Genomic DNA, 17,615 nt, shown 5'->3' with positions numbered 1-17,615 from the left:
AGATGGGGATGGTCGTTGAGATACCGGAGTTCCTGACAGCAACGCTGGGCTTTGCGGTCTATCTGCTGGGGGCAGAGATCAACGCCCGTGTCGCACAATTGCGCAGCTTCAACATCCCCGAGCCGGTAACCGGGGGCCTTCTGGCCTCGCTCGTGGTATTGGCGCTGTATCTTGGTTTCGGCATTGAGCTATCCTTTGGCTTGACCGCACGAGACTTTCTATTGGTTCTGTTCTTTGCCGGGATTGGTCTAAATGCCCGTCTGTCCGATTTGATTGCGGGCGGCAAGCCTTTGCTTTTGCTTCTGATTTTGACGCTTCTGACCATCGTTGCGCAAAACGTGATCGGCGCTGCGGGGGCCGCGATGTTCGGTTATCCGGCGCAAGCCGGGGTGCTGTTCGGGTCTGCTGCGCTGATCGGGGGGCACGGAACCGCGATCGCCTGGGCCCCCGAAGTTGCGGGCGCCACCGGTTTGAGTGGCGCAACCGAGTTGGGGGTGGCCGTGGCCACATTGGGTCTCGTGCTGGCCGCTCTGGTCGGGGGGCCGATTGCGCGGCTGCTGATCGAGGGGCGCAATCTCAGCCCCGAACGCCCCGGGGAAGAGCATACGGTGGGCCTGCCCAATGAGGTCGACCAGAAATCCGAGATTGATCATCTGACAATCATGCGGGTGCTGCTGTATCTCAACCTCGCGATCATTTCAGGCGCGATCCTGAGCGAAGCAATCAGCGCCGCAGGGCTGAAACTGCCGTTGTTTGTGCCCTGCCTTATCATGGGGATCGTGATTGCCAATCTCCGCGCCATGTTCGCGCCGAATGCCAAGCCGGTCTCACGCACGCCCTCGCTGGCGCTGATCTCGGAATTCGCGCTTGGTGCATTTCTGGCGATGTCGCTGATGAGCCTTCAACTGTGGACCATCGCCGAACTGGGCCTTGCGATTGCGGTGATCATGACCGCCCAGACCCTGTTTGCCGTGGTGTTCGTGATCTGGGTTCTGTTTCCGTTGATGGGATCGAATTACCGCGCCGCCGTTCTGGCCGCCGGGTTCGGGGGGTTCGCTCTGGGTGCTACCCCCACAGCTATCGCAAATATGACCGCCGTAACCAAGCGATATGGCCCGTCGCCTATTGCCTTTATCGTACTGCCCCTTGTATCCGCATTCTTTGTGGACATCGCCAATGCCATCGTCATTCAGACGATTGTCAATTTCTAAGGACCGAAAATGCCCGACCTGCTGATCGAACTGTTTTCCGAGGAAATCCCCGCGCGCATGCAGACCCGCGCCGGTGAAGACCTGAAAAAGCGGATCACCGATGGTCTGGTCGAAGGCGGTCTGACCTATGCCTCTGCCGCTGCACTGACGACGCCGCGTCGCCTGACGCTGGCGGTTGAAAGCCTGCTGGCGGAAAGCCCGACAATCCGCGAAGAACGCAAAGGCCCAAAGGTCGGCGCGCCTGACAAAGCCATCGAAGGCTTTCTACGCGGCGCGGGACTGACCCGAGACCAGTTGGAAGAGCGCGACACGCCCAAAGGCGCAGTGTATTTCGCCACCATTGAAAAGGCGGGTCGTCCAGCAGCTGAAATCATCGCCGAGGTCTTAGAAGCTACCATTCGAAACTTCCCCTGGCCCAAATCCATGCGCTGGGGGGCTGGATCGATGCGGTGGGTACGGCCCTTGCACTCGATCCTGTGCATCCTGACCGATGAAGCAGGTGCGCAGGTCGTGCCGCTTGCGATCGAAGGGATCACGTCCGGTGATACGACTGAGGGCCATCGTTTTATGGCCCCGAACCGGTTTACGGTGACCTCGTTCGAGGATTATGCCGCCAAGCTGAAACGCGCCTTCGTGGTGCTGTCGCCCGAAGAGCGCGCCGAACATATCTGGAACGATGCCCAGAACATGGCCTTCGCCGCAGGTCTGGAAGTCGTCGACGACAAGGGTCTGCTGGCAGAAGTTGCCGGTCTGGTCGAATGGCCCGTTGTGCTGATGGGGCAGATCGACGAGGAGTTTCTTGAGCTGCCGCCCGAGGTACTGCAGACCTCGATGAAAGAGCATCAGAAGTTCTTTTCTGTGAAGAACCCCAAGACGGGGCGGATCGAGCGCTTCATTACCGTCGCCAATCGCGAGACCGCCGATAACGGCGCAACCATTCTGGCGGGGAACCAGAAGGTTTTGTCGGCCCGTCTGGCCGATGCGAAATTCTTCTGGGAGAACGACCTGCGCGTTGCCAAGTCGGACATCGCCCAATGGACCCGCGCGTTGGAGAATGTGACTTTCCACAACAAGCTGGGCACTCAGGCGGAACGCATCGACCGCATTGCCGCGCTGGCCCGAGAACTGGCCCCGGTGGTCGGGGCGGATGCGGATCAGGCCGAGAAAGCCGCGCGTTTGGCCAAGGCTGATCTGAACTCCGAAATGGTCTATGAATTCCCTGAACTTCAAGGGCTTATGGGGCGGTATTACATCGAAGCGGCAGGCGAGGATGCCGCAGTGGCCGCCGTTGCGCAGGAACATTACTCGCCGTTGGGGCCGTCGGATGATGTTCCGACCGCACCGTTGTCTGTGACAGTGGCGCTAGCCGACAAGCTGGACACGCTGACCGGGTTCTGGGCGATAGATGAGAAACCCACGGGTTCGAAAGATCCCTTTGCTTTGCGTCGTGCGGCGTTAGGGGTAATTCGACTAATCGTGAATAATGATCTGCGTCTTCGGTTGGACCGTTTTTTCGATAGTCAACTGGTTCGATCAGAACGCGCTATCAATGAGGCTTTGCCCGAAGCGAATGTCCGCGATCTCCTGGAAGAAATCGCAAAACATGGTGTCTTTGGTGCTTCATTCCATACTGTCAAAGAAAAGCTTGAAGGATCGCCCGCAGCAGCATTTCTTGAGCTTGAGAAAAAGGTTCCTGACGCGTCTGACGATCTTCTTTCTTTCTTCCACGACCGCCTCAAAGTCTTCCTCCGAGACGAGGGCATCCGCCATGATGTCATCGACGCTTGTATCGCGATGGAGGGGAATGACGACCTCAACCTGCTGGTCAAACGCGCCCGCGCTCTGAATGCGGTAATCGCGACCGAGGATGGAGAGAACCTCGTGCAGGGGTTCAAGCGTGCGAACAACATCCTGTCTCAGGCGGAAGAGAAGGATGGAGTCGAATACTCTTACGGCGCGGATGTGAAGTTTGCTGAAACTGACAGCGAAAAGGCACTGTTTGCAGCGCTTGACGCGGCAGAGGCCAAGATCGATCCCGCGCTGAAGGCCGAGGATTTCCCGACAGCGATGGCGGCAATGGCCGCACTGCGCGGGCCGGTGGATGCGTTCTTTGAGGACGTGCAGGTCAATACCGATAATGACATTCTGCGCCGCAACCGTCTGAACCTGCTGAGCCAGATCCGCAAGGTCTGCTCTAGCGTTGCTGATCTGACCCGTATCGAGGGATAACGCCCTTGCGCCAAGGGCGCAGGGGCTTATGCTGCGGTGAAACCAAAAGGTGCCGCAGTGCAGAATAATCCGCATACCACGCTTATCACTCCAAAAGCGCCCGTTGCCGCCAATACGCATGGCGGCCGGGCGAAGTGCCTGCAACGACTGGTCAGGCTGGACATGCCGGTGCCTCGGACAGTGGCCCTTTCTTTTGACGCGGTGCAGCGAATTGCCAAGGGCGACATTCCCGACATCGCGGCCATTCTGGAACAGTTCGACGCCGAGTCATTGCTGTGTGTACGGCCCAGTTCGGAAGATCCTGACTGGGGTGGACCGGGTGCGGTGCTGAATATCGGCATGAACGATGCCCGATATCTGGATCGGTCTGCGGAAATGGGGGCGGATGCGGCGGCGGCGCTATATCTGCGGTTTGTGCAGAGCTATGCGCTCCATATTGCGCGTCTGGACCCAGATGTATTCGATACCATCGAGGCGGACGGGCGCGAAGGGCTGAGCTTGTCGTTGCGGGCGTACGAAGACGAAACCGACGAGGCCTTCCCGCAGGATCGTGGAGAGCAGCTGATCGGTGTTCTGCGCTCGATGGCACGTGCATGGGACGGCACCTCGGCCCGCTTGCTGCGGCAGGCCAAAGGCGCGCCTGCGGATGCCGGTTTGGGTCTGGTGATTCAAGAGATGATCCCGGGCGTCGGGCAGGGGGAATGCGGTTCGGGCGTGTTGCAACTGATCGATCCAGCGACGGGTATGCCCCAAATCACGGGTCGCTATCTGAGCCAGAGCCAGGGGCGCGATGCTCTGGGCGAAGGTGTCGCTGCGCTGTATCTGGAAAAGGATGAACGCGGTCAATCACTGGAGGATGTGGCGCCCGAAGCGTTTGCCGATCTCAAGGCCCACGCTGCGCTAATGCGCGAGAAGCTGCGCGAAGAGATGCAGGTTGAGTTCGTTGTGCAGAACGGCAAAGTGCATATTCTGGATGGTGTACGGGTTCCGCGCGGGTCGCGGGCCGGGATGCGGATCGCTGTGCGCTTGGCCGAAGACGGTATCATTCCGCCGCAAGAGGCTGTGATGCGAATCGATCCGCATTCGTTGAATGAACTCCTGCACCGGCAGGTCCACCCCGAGGCCGAACGCGATGTGCTGACCACCGCTATCGCGGCCAGCCCCGGCGCGGCTACGGGTCGGATCGTCTTTACTGCAGCCGAGGCGCAAGCCAGCGCCGCGCGGGGTGAGCCTTGTATTCTTGTACGCCGTGAAACCTCGCCCGAGGATGTGCGCGGAATGCACGCTTCTGTGGCGGTTTTAACTGAAAAGGGCGGGATCACCAGCCATGCGGCGGTGATTGGCCGTGGTCTGGGTTTGCCGTGTATCGTCGGCGCGTCCGAAATGCGGTTTCAGACCAAGAAAAAGCTGCTAAGCGCACCGGATGGGCGTGTGTTCAAGACAGGCGATATTCTGACCATCGATGGGACTTCGGGTCAGGTATTGGCCGGACAACCCGAGATGCTTGAAGCGGCGCTGGATGATTGCTTTCAGACACTGATGAGCTGGGCCGATGCCGAGAGGGACATCGCCATCCGCGCCAACGCCGATACACCCGCTGACGCGCAAACTGCGCGAAACTTCAAAGCAGAAGGGATCGGGTTGTGCCGAACGGAACACATGTTCTTCGATCCCGGTCGTTTGACCGTAATGCGCGAAATGATCTTTGCGCAGACCCCGTCTGGACGTGCCGCTGTGCTGGAACGGTTGCTGCCGATGCAACGGCAGGATTTTGTGCAGTTGTTCCGGATTATGGAGGGGCAGCCGGTCTGCATCCGCCTGTTCGATCCGCCCTTGCACGAGTTTCTGCCCACTGCGCGCACCGGTCAGCGCGAGCTGGCTGAGGCGCTGGATTTGCCAATCTCGGATGTCGAACGTCGGGTCGAGGCGATGAGCGAGTACAACCCGATGCTCGGATTGCGCGGGGTTCGTCTGGGTGTCACCGTGCCGGAAATCTACGACATGCAGGCACGCGCGATCTTCGAGGCGACGGTTGAGGCCAGCAAAGAAGGTGCCCCTGTCGTGCCCGAGGTCATGATCCCGCTGGTCTCGGCCAAGCGCGAGGTTGAACTGGTCAAAACACGCATCGATACTGTAGCGGCCGAGGTTGCCTCGGAGCAGGGGCAGGAGTTCGACTATCGATTGGGAGTGATGGTGGAGACGCCTCGGGCCTGTCTGCGCGCGAATGAGATTGCGCCACATTCCGCTTTCCTAAGCTTTGGAACAAACGACCTGACCCAGATGACCTACGGATTGTCGCGCGATGACGCGGGGCGCTTCATGTCGGCATATGTCCGCCAAGGCGTGTTTGGCGAAGATCCATTTCACGTTCTGGATGCAGATGGGGTAGGTGAATTGCTGAAGCTGGGGGCCGAGCGCGGGCGCCAAGCCCAACCAGACGTTACGCTTTCTGTCTGTGGCGAACATGGTGGTAACCCCGAATCAATCGCAATCTGCCGGTCACTTGGATTCGACTATGTGTCCTGTTCTCCTTTCCGGGTTCCTGTCGCTCGGCTGTCTGCCGCTCAACTGGCGATTTCGTCCAAACTTGGGGGTTGACTAACTGTCTCCTACCTAGAAATAGTGGCGTAAGAAACGTTCCGCTGTCGATAATAATTGGCGGCGTGAGCGGTTTTTCTCTTGCATTTTTTTCAGAACTGGACGTCTCGCTTCGTCTGGGGTATTAGCCTCGTCGCGCCCGCCGGGGGAGGGTATGGCGCGTTTGTGCCTGTGCGAGGTTATCTGATGAGACGCTACATAGTGGCTGTTGCCGTGGGGGCCGCAGCCTTGCTACCGAGTTTGTCCTTTGCCGATAGGCAAGGCGATGCAAAATCTGTTGAGTTGGTCACACGCAACGAGTTGCCAGCACAAAGCTTCCGCGATTACCTAAAACTGTTTAAGCCGCGTAAGGCGCCGGAAAAAGTCGAAATCTCCTACACCAAAGCCTGGCTGGACCAGCAGCCAAAGGCGACCGGAGATGAAAATTTCCGTTGTCTTGCCGAAGCGCTGTATTTCGAGGCCCGCGGTGAAAGCGTGCGTGGCCAGTTTGCTGTGGCCGAAGTTATCCTGAACCGTGTTGAAAGCGGTCGCTTTCCGGATTCACTGTGCGGTGTGATCAAGCAAGGAACGGGCAAGAAATATCAGTGCCAGTTCACCTACACCTGTGACGGGCAGAAAGAGATTATCAACGAAAAACGCGCTTATGATCGCGTTTCGAAAGTCGCCCGTGCCGCAATCGATGGTGTAGCTGAAGAGATGACCGCAGGTGCCACGCACTATCACACCAAGGCAGTGCGCCCTTCCTGGTCCCGCGTCTACAAAGAAACGGCGCGTATTGGCGTGCATATCTTCTACAAGCACAATTATCGCACGGCCAGCAACTGATTGACGCACCAGCGCTGGAAGGGTGCTGGCAACAGGCGTTTTACCAACTATGTTGCGAGCCAGGAGGTTCGCAATGACCATAACACGCCGACAGTTTCTGCAATCGACCCTGGCCTTGTCGATGATACCACGCGTGGCGATGGCATCTGCCACCGAACTGGTGGCACAGACTTCCCTCCAGCAGATCGCGCCCCAGGGATATCCGGAAACTCCGGTCTGGAGTTATGGCGGCAGTGTTCCGGGCGCGGAAATCCGTGTTCCGCAGGGTGCTCGGGTACGCCGCAAGCTTGTAAACATGCTGCCGCAACCAACGACCGTTCACTGGCATGGCATCCGGATCGACAATGCGATGGATGGAGTGCCCGGCCTGACGCAGGAAGTTGTGCAGCCAGATTCCAACTTTGAATATGATTTCGTGGTGCCGGATGCGGGAACCTATTGGTATCATGCGCACAACCAATCGATGGAGCAGGTCGCGCGTGGGCTTTATGGCCCTTTGATCGTCGAAGAAGCCAGCGGACCCGATGTTGATCAGGACCTGACCTTAATGCTGGACGATTGGCGCCTTGACACCGAGAGCGCAAAGATATCCAGCGATTTCGACAATGCTCATGATCTGAGCCATGCGGGTCGGCTGGGCAACATTGTAACGGTGAACGGAGAGTTTGACCCTTCTTATCCAGTGCAAGCGTCTGAACGATTGCGATTGCGGGTGATCAATGCCGCGAATGCCCGGGTATTCGACGTAGCGCTCGACGGGCTTGCTGGCTGGATTGTTGCGCTTGACGGTATGCCGCTTGAGGTTCCATTGCGAGTTGAGAGCAGTTTTCCTTTAGCGCCTGCGCAGCGGGTTGACTTGATCGTTGATGTCTCAGCGGAATCCGGCCAGACGGCAAGTATTGTGAGTGTAGAACGGGATGGCGCTTACGGACTCGTCAAATTTGATGTGTTCGGAGTAGCATCGCGTATTGCTGATGCAAAAGTTAGACCGTTGCCAGCAAACCGAATGCCCGAAATTGAACTGCAGAATACACCTCTGCATCGTATGACGATGCAGGGGGGGGCAATGCGCTGGCTGGAGAGCGCCAAATTGGGCGATTCCGAGCTGTCGGGGCGCGAGTTGGCTCAGCTTGGACGATTCTGGGCTTTGAACGGATATGCAGAGCGGCCAGATGATCCGTTTCTGGATGCGCGATTGGGATCAGTTCATCGGATTGAATTCGCAAATGAAACGGCGTTTCCACATGCGATGCATCTGCATGGACACCATTTTCGCATTATCCTGCAGGACGGTACACTGGGGCCGTGGCGCGACACTGTTCTAGTCGAACGAGGGCAGGTGCGGCAAGTAGCGTTGGTAGCTGACAATCCGGGCAACTGGCTGTTGCATTGTCACATGCTAGGCCATGCGGCATCGGGTATGATGAGCTGGTTCCGGGTCACGTAACGCCGCATTCCGTAGCTGGAAAGGCGTTTGCTGCGATGCTATACGCCCGCGAAACGCCTAAAGTGGGCTGATCATCAGTCCACCGAGCCCGAAAAGGTCCGCCGCATGAGCTCTGAAATCCGTCTTGCCTTTGCGCACCCGTCCGAACGGTCCGAGGCTACCGCCGCGCGCGGTGCGCTGGACCGCATTTCGCTGCGCGATCACATCGTTGAGGTCGAGATCGGGGCGTTTCAGGCCGAACGCGGTACCACGCAACGGATCTGCTTTAACATCGTGGTCGAGGTGCGTCCGCTGACAGACCCCATCGATGATGACGTGGATCGTATTCTGTCTTACGACCGTGTAACCGAAGCGATTGCGTTCGAGCTGGCTGCTGAGCGACTAAATTTGCTCGAGACACTGGCAGATCGCGTGGCGGAGCGCATTCTGCTTGAGCCTCAGGCTGTAAGAGCCTTTGTTCGCATTGAAAAACTGGATCGTGGACCTGGCGCGCTTGGCGTCGAGATCGTGCGCGGCAAGGATGCGGTACATCATGATGTGACCGAAGAAGAGCGGCCACATCCACGGTTGGTCTTTCTGTCGAATGCAGCGATTTCATCAGGTAATCTCACCGGCTGGATCGACCAGCTTGAGAATCGCCAGCGCCCGCTGATCCTATGTGTTGGGGCGTCTGATCTGGATGTGCCGCAGACGGGTCACGCAATGACCCAACGCCGGATAGATCTGTTGGCAATTGAACAGAACGCCTGGGTTCTGGCTGCGCGCGATCACCGTTGCGTGGTCGTTTCAACGCGGACCGAGTTGGATTGGGCGATGAAAAACGGCCAGATTTGTGTTTGGGCACCCTCCAAAATTGTTCTGGATGCGGTCGATGGCCCCTCAGCCGCGCCGTCTGACGCGGTGGCGCTGGCTGCTTGGTTCGGAGCAACCTTTGAAGCCAGCGAGATGCTGGTTATTGGCGGAGACCTGCCCGAAGCCCCCAAAACGCCATTGCGCGCAGTTCCGGTGGAGCAGGCGCAACTGTGAACGTCTATTACCGCCCATTGGTCCAGCATGGGAGCACGCGCGTCGACGGGGCGGTGCCACTTGCAGGGCAGGTGCTGTGGTTCTCACAGGCCGAGCGGATTGAGCGCGGGCAAAGCACCCAGATCGTCGATGCCGTTGAAATCCCAAAGGAACAGCTGGATCGTCTGACCTGCGCGCGTCCAGCGATTGCCGGGCTTGATATGGCACGAACGCAGATCATGGGCATTCTGAATGCCACGCCGGATAGCTTCTCGGATGGGGGGCTGCATAACTCGGTCGAGGCCGCTCGGACCGCTGCCGCCGACATGGTAGCGCATGGTGCAAGTATTCTGGACATTGGCGGCGAATCCACGCGCCCGGGCGCTGATTTTGTGCCTGAAGACGAAGAGATTGCCCGCACACGCCCTTTGATTGAGGCAATTCGGGGCGAGACGGATGTGTTGATCTCGATCGATACTCGCAAGGCCGGTGTTGCCAAGGCAGCGCATCAGGCGGGTGCGGGACTGATCAACGATGTGTCGGGATTTACCTTCGATCCTAAACTTGCACCATTTTGCGCGCAGATTGAGGCTCCGGTTTGTGTGATGCATATGCAGGGTGATCCGACCACGATGCAGGATGACCCGCACTATGACAATGTTCTGCTGGATGTTTACGATTTCCTTGAGGGGCAAATCGCGCATCTTGAAGGACTGGGGCTCAGCCGCGATTTGATTGTCATCGATCCGGGCATCGGGTTTGGCAAGAATCTGGACCACAACCTGACCCTTCTGCGCAATCTCAGCCTGTTTCACGGGCTGGGCTGTCCAATCCTTCTGGGCGTTTCGCGCAAGGGATTTATTGGTCAGATCGGTAAAGAGCCGCGCAAGGATGCCCGCGCGCCGGGGTCAATCGCGGTAGCTCTGGCGGGAATATCACAGGGCGTGCAGATTGTACGGGTACATGACGTGGCCGAGACGGCTCAGGCCTTGCGTCTATGGGCCGCCGTCCGGTAATCCGGGCAAAAGGAATTTTCAGGAGACCGACTTATGCGCAAGCTGTTTGGAACCGACGGGGTGCGGGGCACCGCCAACACGCACCCTATGACGGCGGAAATGGCTTTGCGGATTGGCGCGGCTGTGGGGCGTTATTTCCGCCGCGATGCCTCAGGCGTACATCGCGTTGTCATTGGCAAGGATACGCGGCTGTCGGGCTATATGCTGGAAAATGCGCTGACGGCAGGTTTGACCTCGACCGGTATGAACGTGCTTCTGCTGGGGCCGGTGCCGACTCCTGCGGTAGGGTTGATGACGCGCTCGATGCGCGCGGATCTGGGCGTGATGATCTCGGCTAGCCACAATCCGGCGATCGACAATGGAATTAAATTCTTTGGGCCGGACGGGTTCAAGCTGTCCGATCAGGCCGAGATTGAGATCGAGCGGCTGATCGAAGAAGGCGTAAGCCCCGCACAGGCGCAGAATATTGGTCGTGCGCGTCGGGTCGACGATGCGCGGTTCCGTTATGGCGAGCGTGTGAAATCATCGCTGCCGCGCAATCTGCGCTTGGATGGGCTGAAGGTTGTGATCGACTGCGCCAACGGTGCCGCGCACCGTACTGCGCCGGAAGTTCTTTGGGAGTTGGGAGCAGATGTGATCCCGGTCGGCATCGCGCCGAACGGCAAGAACATCAACCTCGGATGTGGCTCAACCCAGCCTCGTGTTGCGGCCGAAACCGTGGTTTCACACGGCGCCGATGTAGGTATCTGTCTGGATGGGGATGCCGACCGCGTCGTTGTGATCGACGAAACTGGCGCTGTCGCCGATGGGGATCAGTTGATGGCTCTGTTGGCGACCGCGTGGTCCCGCGCGGATCAGTTGAAAGGCGGCGCCTTGGTGGCCACTGTGATGTCGAACCTCGGATTGGAGCGGCACCTGGCCGGGCAGGGGCTGCGTCTGGAGCGGACCGCCGTTGGCGACCGCTATGTGGTTGAACGGATGCGCGAGGGTGGTTTCAATCTTGGTGGCGAACAGTCAGGTCACATCGTGATGAGCGATTATGCCACAACCGGCGACGGTCTGATGGCGGGGCTGCATTTTCTGGCAGAGATGGTGCAATCCGGCAAGAAAGCCTCGGACTTATCGCGCCAGTTTGAGACGGTGCCGCAATTGCTGAAGAATGTGCGCTTTAGCGCGGGGCAGGCCCCGCTGGAAGCGGCCAGCGTCAAAAGCGCGATTTCCGAGGCCGAGGCGCGTCTGAATGGGCAGGGGCGTTTGCTGATCCGCAAATCGGGCACGGAACCTCTGATCCGGGTGATGGCGGAATGCGAGGATGCCGCACTGCTGACCCAAGTGGTCGATGGGATCGTATCCGAGGTTGAGGCGGCGACAGGTTAACGCCCCAGTAGCATTTTCTGCAGAGTGAACCACTGGCTGATTGCCAGCCCGGTTAGGATCATGGCAAGCGCGATATAGAACCGCAGCGGCAGGGCTTCGGATAGAATCCAGGCCCCGAACACCATCGACCAAACGGGCACCTGATAGTTCACCAGCGTCAGAAAGACGGACCCGGCGCTGCGGGTGATGGATACTCGCAGCAGGGTGGCGAAGGCCGTGGGGACAAGGCCTAGAACGATCAGGGCCAGACTGGGGCGCGTTCCCTGCCACGAGGGAAGCCCCTCGGTTAGCAGCATGATAGGTATCAATAGTACTGCGCCAACCAGCAGCGTCAGGGCTGCCAGAGCCATCGGTTCAATCGGCGGGCAGCGGCGGGTCAGGATCGACGAGCTGGCGTAGCACAAGGCTGCCGTGACGCAGGCCATTTGCGCCAGTGGCTGCGTACCCTGACCCAATTGCGCCAGACCGGGCCCGATCAACACAAGCGCGCCAGAGAAGCCAAGGCAAACGCCGACCAGACGCCGTAGGTTCATAGGCTCATCCGAAAAGAAATGTGCCAGCGGCAGAACCATCAGCGGAATCGCCGCCATGGACAGACCCGCAAAGGCCGAAGGGACAAATTGTTGCCCCCAGCTTAACAGCATGAAGGGAACCGCCGTCGACAGAATGCCGATGAAGAAAATCGAACTCAGAAGGGCTGGTGTCAAACTCGGAATACGCCGTCCGGTAAGGCGCATCAGCACCAGCAGCATAACGGCACCCAATGTGGTGCGCGACGTCGCCACGGTGACCGGTCCATAGCCTTCCAGCGCCATGGCAACCACCATGAACGTCCCGCCCCAGATGAGGCCCAGCGTGAAAACACCGCTCCAATCCTGTTTTGTCGGTTGTTGAACCATTCCATACACTTATCCCGCGAATCTGACGGTGTCACGCGCTGATATTGACATTAGGTAAGTCATTACTTACCGTAAGCTATGGCTTACAAAGAAGTGCTTTCGGCTTTAGGGGATTCGACCCGTCGTCAGGTTTTTGAGGCGGTGGCCAAGCACCCCAGGGCGGTTGGTGATCTGGCAGCGGATTTGCCCGTAAGCCGCCCGGCGGTCTCGCAACATTTGAAGGTCTTGTCCGAAGCCGGGCTTGTCGTTTGCCGGGCCGAGGGAACGCGCCGCATCTATGCCGCCCGACCCGAGGGGCTGGCAGACCTGCGCGCCTGGCTCGAGCAATACTGGTCGGACGTGTTGGAGAATTTCGCCGCCGAGGTAAACGAAGGACGAGATGCATGATCGAACCAATCATCAAGACCATTGTTGTGAACGCAACGCCCGAGTGCGCCTTTGACATTTTTGTAAATCGCATCGCCAATTGGTGGCCATTGGATGGGCACGCTGTCTCAGCGGCGCAAGGCAAGCCTGCGCTGGCAGTTGTGATCGAACCTCATGTCGGCGGTGCGGTTTATGAAACCATGTTCGATGGCGCCCGCGCTGATTGGGGCAAGGTGTTGATCTTCGAACAGGGGGCTCGCCTGGCCTTCAGCTGGCACCCCGGCACCAACACCGACCGCACCACGCGGGTTGAGGTCCGGTTCGCAGCCCACGGGGCCGGGCAGACCATGGTCACTCTGACCCATTCGGGCTGGGAAGTCTGGGCATCTGAGGCGTCGGACAAACGCACCGGTTACGACAGTGGCTGGGATTATGTTCTGGGTGAATGCTACGCAAATGCTGTCACCAAATGAAAAGGGCGGCCACCGGGGCCGCCCTTTCGCTGACAATTGTCAGACTTAGTTCTTTTCTTTGTCGACCATTTTGCCAGCCGAGATCCAGGGCATCATGGCGCGCAGTTTTGCACCGGTTTCCTCGATCATGTGCTCATCGTTCGCACGGCGCGACGCTTTGATGGTCGGTTGGCCTACAGCGTTCTCCAGCATGAAGTCACGGACGAATTTACCCTGCTGGATGTCGTTCAGAACCTCTTTCATACGCGCTTTGGTCTCGTCGTATTTCAAAATACGCGGGCCGGTGACGTACTGGCCATATTCAGCCGTGTTCGAGATCGAATAATCCATGTTGGCGATGCCGCCTTCATAGATCAGGTCAACGATCAGCTTCACTTCGTGCAGACACTCGAAATATGCCATCTCGGGCGCGTAGCCGGCCTCAACCAGCGTTTCAAAGCCGCAGCGGATCAGTTCAACCAGACCGCCGCACAGAACAGCCTGCTCACCGAACAGGTCGGTTTCGCATTCCTCGCGGAAGTTGGTTTCGATGATGCCCGAACGGCCGCCACCGATGGCCGAGCAGTAGGACAGGCCGATTTCCAGCGCTTTGCCGGTCGCGTCGTTGTCGACCGCGACGAGGCAAGGAACGCCGCCGCCTTTGGTGTATTCGCCGCGCACGGTGTGGCCGGGGCCTTTGGGGGCCATCATGATCACGTCGACGCCTTCTTTCGGCTCGATCAGGCCAAAATGGACGTTCAGGCCGTGGGCGAACGCGATGGCCGCACCTGGCTTGATGTTGTCGTGCACGTATTTCTTGTACGTCTCAGCTTGCAGTTCGTCAGGCATGGTGAACATAATAACGTCGCACCAGGCTGCGGCTTCGGCGATGCCCATCACCTGCAGGCCTTCCGCTTCGGCTTTCTTGGCCGAGGGGGAGCCTTCGCGCAGGGCGATGACCAGGTTCTTGGCGCCCGAGTCGCGCAGGTTCAGCGCGTGGGCGTGGCCTTGCGAGCCGTAGCCCAGAATCGCCACTTTTTTGTCTTTGATCAGGTTGATGTCGCAATCGCGATCGTAATAGACGCGCATTTCGCCGGTCCTTTCAGTTTCGATTGATGTGCTTCTATCTTGCGTGATTGCTATTGGCGATAGGGTTTGGATTGAGTATTTGACAAATAGATGAAGAATAATTCTTCTATTGAATGAAATGTGAAGAAATCATGCTTGATGATGTTGATCGACGTATACTGCGCCACTTCCAGGCCGAGCCAAGCCTGACAACGGCAGAATTGGCTGAGCGATGCCGCATCACTTCGGGCGTCTGCTGGCGCCGGATCGAAAAAATGCAGGCGGCAGGAGTGATCGAGGGGCAGGAAGCCGTTATCGACTGGGCCGCCTTGGGCTATGCGGTCGAGGTCTCTTTGCGAATAACGCTGGACAAGACGCAGGCACGGGCGTTCGACGAATTCACGGCGGCGGCGCGGAACGTGGCCGAGGTGATCGAGATCCAGACCTTCCTTGGTCGGGTGGATGTGCGCCTATCGGTGTTGGCGCGAGATATGGCGCATTATCAACAGGTCTATCGCGATCGCATTCTGACCCTACCGCATATCGCCGATATCGAAGCCCTTATGCATATCGCCCGAGTCAAACGGGATGAGGTGTTGCCGGTATGATCGAACTGGATGAGATCGACCGCAGAATTCTGCGCGCGCTGGTGCAGGACGCGACCCAAAGCGCGGGGGCTCTGGGGCGCCGCTTTGGCTTATCGCAGCCTGCGACCTGGCGGCGTATTCGTCGACTGGAAGAAGCAGGCGTGATCAAGGGGCGGCGGCTGCGTCTGAATGCCGAGGCCCTGGGTTTTGGAGTGACCGTCTTTCTCGGCGTGAAACTTGCGCGAAAAGGGCAGGTCAGCCTTGAAGATTTTGAACGTGCCGTCAGCGCCATTCCCGAGGTGCAGACGGTTGAGCATGTGCTGGGTCTTTATGATTATCGCTTGCGCGTCGTGGCGCGGGATCTGGCAGACTTCGAACGGGTTCTGCGCCGAAGGGTGATGACCTTACCAGGGGCCGGAGAGGTCGAAGCCAATGTACTGCTGAGCGAAGAACGCCTGCCCGGGCCGATCGGTTAGTATTTAGTGCGGATGCGGAACCCCGGATGATGGGTCATGCGGGCGAAAGTCATCGGTTGCCCGTCCTTCCACGTGGTCCGTTCCAGCTGAATCATCGAAGTGCCAGTGGTTGTGCCCATGAAATCAGCTAGACGATTGTCCGCCGAGATCGCGCAAAAGGCGATTTCAGCTTCGGTGAACGGGGCAGCATTCAACAACCATTCGTGTGGGCCACTTTTGTTGAGGTCGGCTTGCTCGACCTCGGGTACGGCTTCGATATTGATCCAGCGTTCTTCAAGCTGGAAGGGGCGGTTGTCTGCATAGTGCATGCAGATCACGTGCAGAACGCGCGCGTCCGGTTCGACATTCAGTTGCGAGGTCAGCCAGCCGGGGCTGTAGACCACGTTCCGTTCCACCAGAGCATAGCGATAGGCTGAGTTTTGGTTCTCAACCGCTTGTCTCGCAAGTGAAATTTCAAGCTTGGCTTGTTTGCGTGGTTCTTTCTTGACCCGCGTTCCGCTTTTGCGCTTGCGCTCGACAAAGCCCTGTTCGGCGAGCTCCCTCAGCGCCCGGTTCACCGTGGCGCGGGCACAATTGAACTCTTCCGCTAATTGGGTTTCGGTGGGTAAAAGCGAGCCCTGAGGCCATATGCGGGATTCAATCCGCCGCTTTACCTCGTCTCGAACGACTTGAAAACTAATCCGCTTTTGCGCAGTCACGAGTAAAATTATCCGTTCTTGTTCAAAGTGTGTGTATCTGTTCAGAAACACGCTAGGGTGTAAAGGGGACCTGACTCTGGTTGGCGTCATTTCTGCTAATTGTGGCATGTAAAAACTCAAAATGAAATTTTTGGCTGTGGGTTACTTTGGGTCAACTTCAGGCCACGTTTGACGCTTTACCGAGCGCGCAAGACAAGGCAGAACAAAAAGGACCCAATAGAAAGGATGCGTCATGCCGGCACTACTGAATACTGTTGACCCGGGCGGGCTGGAGGAGTTCTCGGTGGTTTTTACCGACCGTTCTCTGAACCATATGTCTGCAAGTTTTCAGCAAGTCATGCGCGATATTTCAGCAATGCTGCGTGAAGTTTACAATGCTGAAGGCGTTGCGGTCATTCCCGGCGGAGGCACCTATGGGATGGAAGCCGTCGCGCGACAGTTTGCGCGGGATGCTGATGTGCTTGTCGTACGCAATGGGTGGTTTTCATATCGGTGGAGTCAGATCATCGAGTCAGGTGATCTGACATCGTCGACCACCGTTCTCAAAGCGCGCGAAACCGGCAATTCCAGCCCGTCACCTTTTGCTCCGGCCCCGATTGATGAAGTTGTGGCGACAATCCATGAGAAACGACCGGGTATTGTCTTCGCGCCGCATGTTGAGACCTCGGCCGGAGTGATTCTGCCTGATGATTATGTGACAGCGATGGCCGCTGCTGCGCATGAGGTGGGGGCGTTGATGGTGCTGGACTGCATCGCCTCGGGCTGTGCCTGGGTCGATATGAAGGCCACCGGAGTGGATGTACTGATCTCGGCTCCGCAGAAGGGGTGGAGCGCAACGCCATGCGCCGGTCTTGTCATGCTATCCGAACGCGCCGAGACGCGGCTGGCAGAAACCTCATCCGATAGCTTTGCGATAGATTTGAAGAAATGGCGCCAGATCATGCAGGCCTACGAGAATGGCGGCCATGCCTATCACGCCACCATGCCGACGGATTCTCTGCTTTCCTTCCGCGACACAATGGCCGAGACGCGCGCGTACGGCTTCGAAAAGCTGCGCGCGGCGCAATGGGCGCTGGGTGATGGCGTCCGGGCCTATCTTAGGGACAAGGGCGTCATGTCGGTTGCCGCCGAAGGGTTCGGCGCGCCGGGTGTGGTGGTCAGCTATACAGCAGACCCCGAAGTGCAGAACGGCAAGAAGTTCGCGGCCCTGGGCATGCAGATCGCAGCCGGCGTACCGCTGCAATGTGACGAACCCGAAGGGTTCAGCACCTTCCGTCTCGGCCTGTTTGGCTTGGACAAGCTGTATGATGTTGACGACACGATTGCGCGCCTGAAACGGGTTCTGGATCAGGTGCTGTAAT

The 17,615-nt window shown here is 58.3% G+C and carries 16 protein-coding genes; 13 read left to right on the top strand and 3 right to left on the bottom strand.

Translation table 11 applies throughout. The annotated features are described in order from the left end of the window. The first annotated feature begins 2 nt into the window (after nucleotides 1–2). The 8 genes from gltS to glmM all read left to right on the top strand — a co-directional run bounded on the left by gltS (nucleotide 3) and on the right by glmM (nucleotide 11,708). Nucleotides 3–1,211 carry a sodium/glutamate symporter gene (gene gltS, locus ACR0NE_RS18550; RefSeq protein WP_170596125.1) on the top strand — a complete coding sequence of 403 codons (1,209 nt, stop codon included), beginning with the start codon at nucleotides 3–5 and terminating at the stop codon, nucleotides 1,209–1,211. Nucleotides 1,212–1,220: 9 nt separating this feature from the next. After that, nucleotides 1,221–3,440: a glycine--tRNA ligase subunit beta gene (gene glyS / locus ACR0NE_RS18545; RefSeq protein WP_170510598.1), complete on the top strand. Its 2,220-nt coding sequence runs from the start codon at nucleotides 1,221–1,223 to the stop codon at nucleotides 3,438–3,440. Nucleotides 3,441–3,476: 36 nt separating this feature from the next. Then, nucleotides 3,477–6,038 carry a pyruvate, phosphate dikinase gene (locus tag ACR0NE_RS18540; RefSeq protein ID WP_170596005.1) on the top strand — a complete coding sequence of 854 codons (2,562 nt, stop codon included), beginning with the start codon at nucleotides 3,477–3,479 and terminating at the stop codon, nucleotides 6,036–6,038. A 186-nt stretch (nucleotides 6,039–6,224) separates the two neighbouring features. Further along, nucleotides 6,225–6,863, top strand: coding sequence for a cell wall hydrolase (locus ACR0NE_RS18535; RefSeq protein ID WP_170596002.1), 639 nt, complete (start codon nucleotides 6,225–6,227; stop codon nucleotides 6,861–6,863). Between the two features lie 73 nt (nucleotides 6,864–6,936). Further along, nucleotides 6,937–8,310 carry a multicopper oxidase family protein gene (locus ACR0NE_RS18530; RefSeq protein WP_170596000.1) on the top strand — a complete coding sequence of 458 codons (1,374 nt, stop codon included), beginning with the start codon at nucleotides 6,937–6,939 and terminating at the stop codon, nucleotides 8,308–8,310. Nucleotides 8,311–8,415: 105 nt separating this feature from the next. Continuing rightward, the gene (locus ACR0NE_RS18525; protein WP_170595998.1) at nucleotides 8,416–9,336 is read left to right on the top strand and encodes a dihydroneopterin aldolase; all 921 of its coding nucleotides are present in this window, start codon (nucleotides 8,416–8,418) and stop codon (nucleotides 9,334–9,336) included. Continuing rightward, nucleotides 9,333–10,331, top strand: coding sequence for a dihydropteroate synthase (gene folP / locus ACR0NE_RS18520; protein ID WP_170595997.1), 999 nt, complete (start codon nucleotides 9,333–9,335; stop codon nucleotides 10,329–10,331). Before ACR0NE_RS18525 ends, folP begins: the two co-directional genes overlap by 4 nt. Before the next feature lie 33 nt (nucleotides 10,332–10,364). Beyond that, a complete protein-coding gene (glmM, locus tag ACR0NE_RS18515) occupies nucleotides 10,365–11,708 on the top strand; it encodes a phosphoglucosamine mutase (RefSeq protein WP_170393497.1) in 1,344 nt (447 codons plus the stop codon). Here the strand turns inward: glmM and ACR0NE_RS18510 are convergent. After that, nucleotides 11,705–12,607 (bottom strand): DMT family transporter, encoded by a 903-nt coding sequence (locus tag ACR0NE_RS18510; RefSeq protein ID WP_170405007.1) that lies wholly within the window; start codon nucleotides 12,605–12,607, stop codon nucleotides 11,705–11,707. The genes glmM and ACR0NE_RS18510 overlap by 4 nt on opposite strands. 78 nt (nucleotides 12,608–12,685) lie before the next feature. On the opposite strand from ACR0NE_RS18510, the gene ACR0NE_RS18505 reads away from it, so the two are divergent. Together ACR0NE_RS18505 and ACR0NE_RS18500 are read left to right on the top strand one after the other, a co-directional pair. Beyond that, nucleotides 12,686–12,994, top strand: coding sequence for a metalloregulator ArsR/SmtB family transcription factor (locus ACR0NE_RS18505; protein ID WP_170595995.1), 309 nt, complete (start codon nucleotides 12,686–12,688; stop codon nucleotides 12,992–12,994). Further along, complete coding sequence (locus ACR0NE_RS18500) at nucleotides 12,991–13,446, top strand: SRPBCC family protein (protein WP_170595993.1); 456 nt, start codon at nucleotides 12,991–12,993, stop codon at nucleotides 13,444–13,446. The genes ACR0NE_RS18505 and ACR0NE_RS18500 overlap by 4 nt, the downstream gene beginning before the upstream one ends. A gap of 45 nt (nucleotides 13,447–13,491) precedes the next feature. On the opposite strand, the gene ilvC is transcribed toward ACR0NE_RS18500, so the two are convergent. Beyond that, complete coding sequence (gene ilvC / locus ACR0NE_RS18495) at nucleotides 13,492–14,514, bottom strand: ketol-acid reductoisomerase (protein WP_170393489.1); 1,023 nt, start codon at nucleotides 14,512–14,514, stop codon at nucleotides 13,492–13,494. Nucleotides 14,515–14,645: 131 nt separating this feature from the next. Here ilvC and ACR0NE_RS18490 point away from each other — a divergent pair, with 131 nt between their 5' ends. Continuing rightward, nucleotides 14,646–15,101, top strand: a complete 456-nt coding sequence (locus ACR0NE_RS18490; protein WP_170393487.1) for an Lrp/AsnC family transcriptional regulator — start codon at nucleotides 14,646–14,648, stop codon at nucleotides 15,099–15,101. Then, nucleotides 15,098–15,556, top strand: a complete 459-nt coding sequence (locus ACR0NE_RS18485) for an Lrp/AsnC family transcriptional regulator (RefSeq protein WP_170393485.1) — start codon at nucleotides 15,098–15,100, stop codon at nucleotides 15,554–15,556. The genes ACR0NE_RS18490 and ACR0NE_RS18485 overlap by 4 nt, the downstream gene beginning before the upstream one ends. Here the strand turns inward: ACR0NE_RS18485 and ACR0NE_RS18480 are convergent. Next, nucleotides 15,553–16,254, bottom strand: a complete 702-nt coding sequence (locus ACR0NE_RS18480) for a GntR family transcriptional regulator (RefSeq protein WP_170393483.1) — start codon at nucleotides 16,252–16,254, stop codon at nucleotides 15,553–15,555. The genes ACR0NE_RS18485 and ACR0NE_RS18480 overlap by 4 nt on opposite strands. Before the next feature lie 232 nt (nucleotides 16,255–16,486). On the opposite strand from ACR0NE_RS18480, the gene ACR0NE_RS18475 reads away from it, so the two are divergent. Beyond that, complete coding sequence (locus ACR0NE_RS18475) at nucleotides 16,487–17,614, top strand: aminotransferase class V-fold PLP-dependent enzyme (protein ID WP_170595991.1); 1,128 nt, start codon at nucleotides 16,487–16,489, stop codon at nucleotides 17,612–17,614. The last annotated feature ends 1 nt before the right edge of the window (nucleotide 17,615 follow it).

The organism is Ruegeria sp. C9 (genome assembly GCF_056537585.1).
Note: the sequence above shows the minus strand (reverse complement) of the source record. Positions and strands in the feature narration are given on the sequence as shown.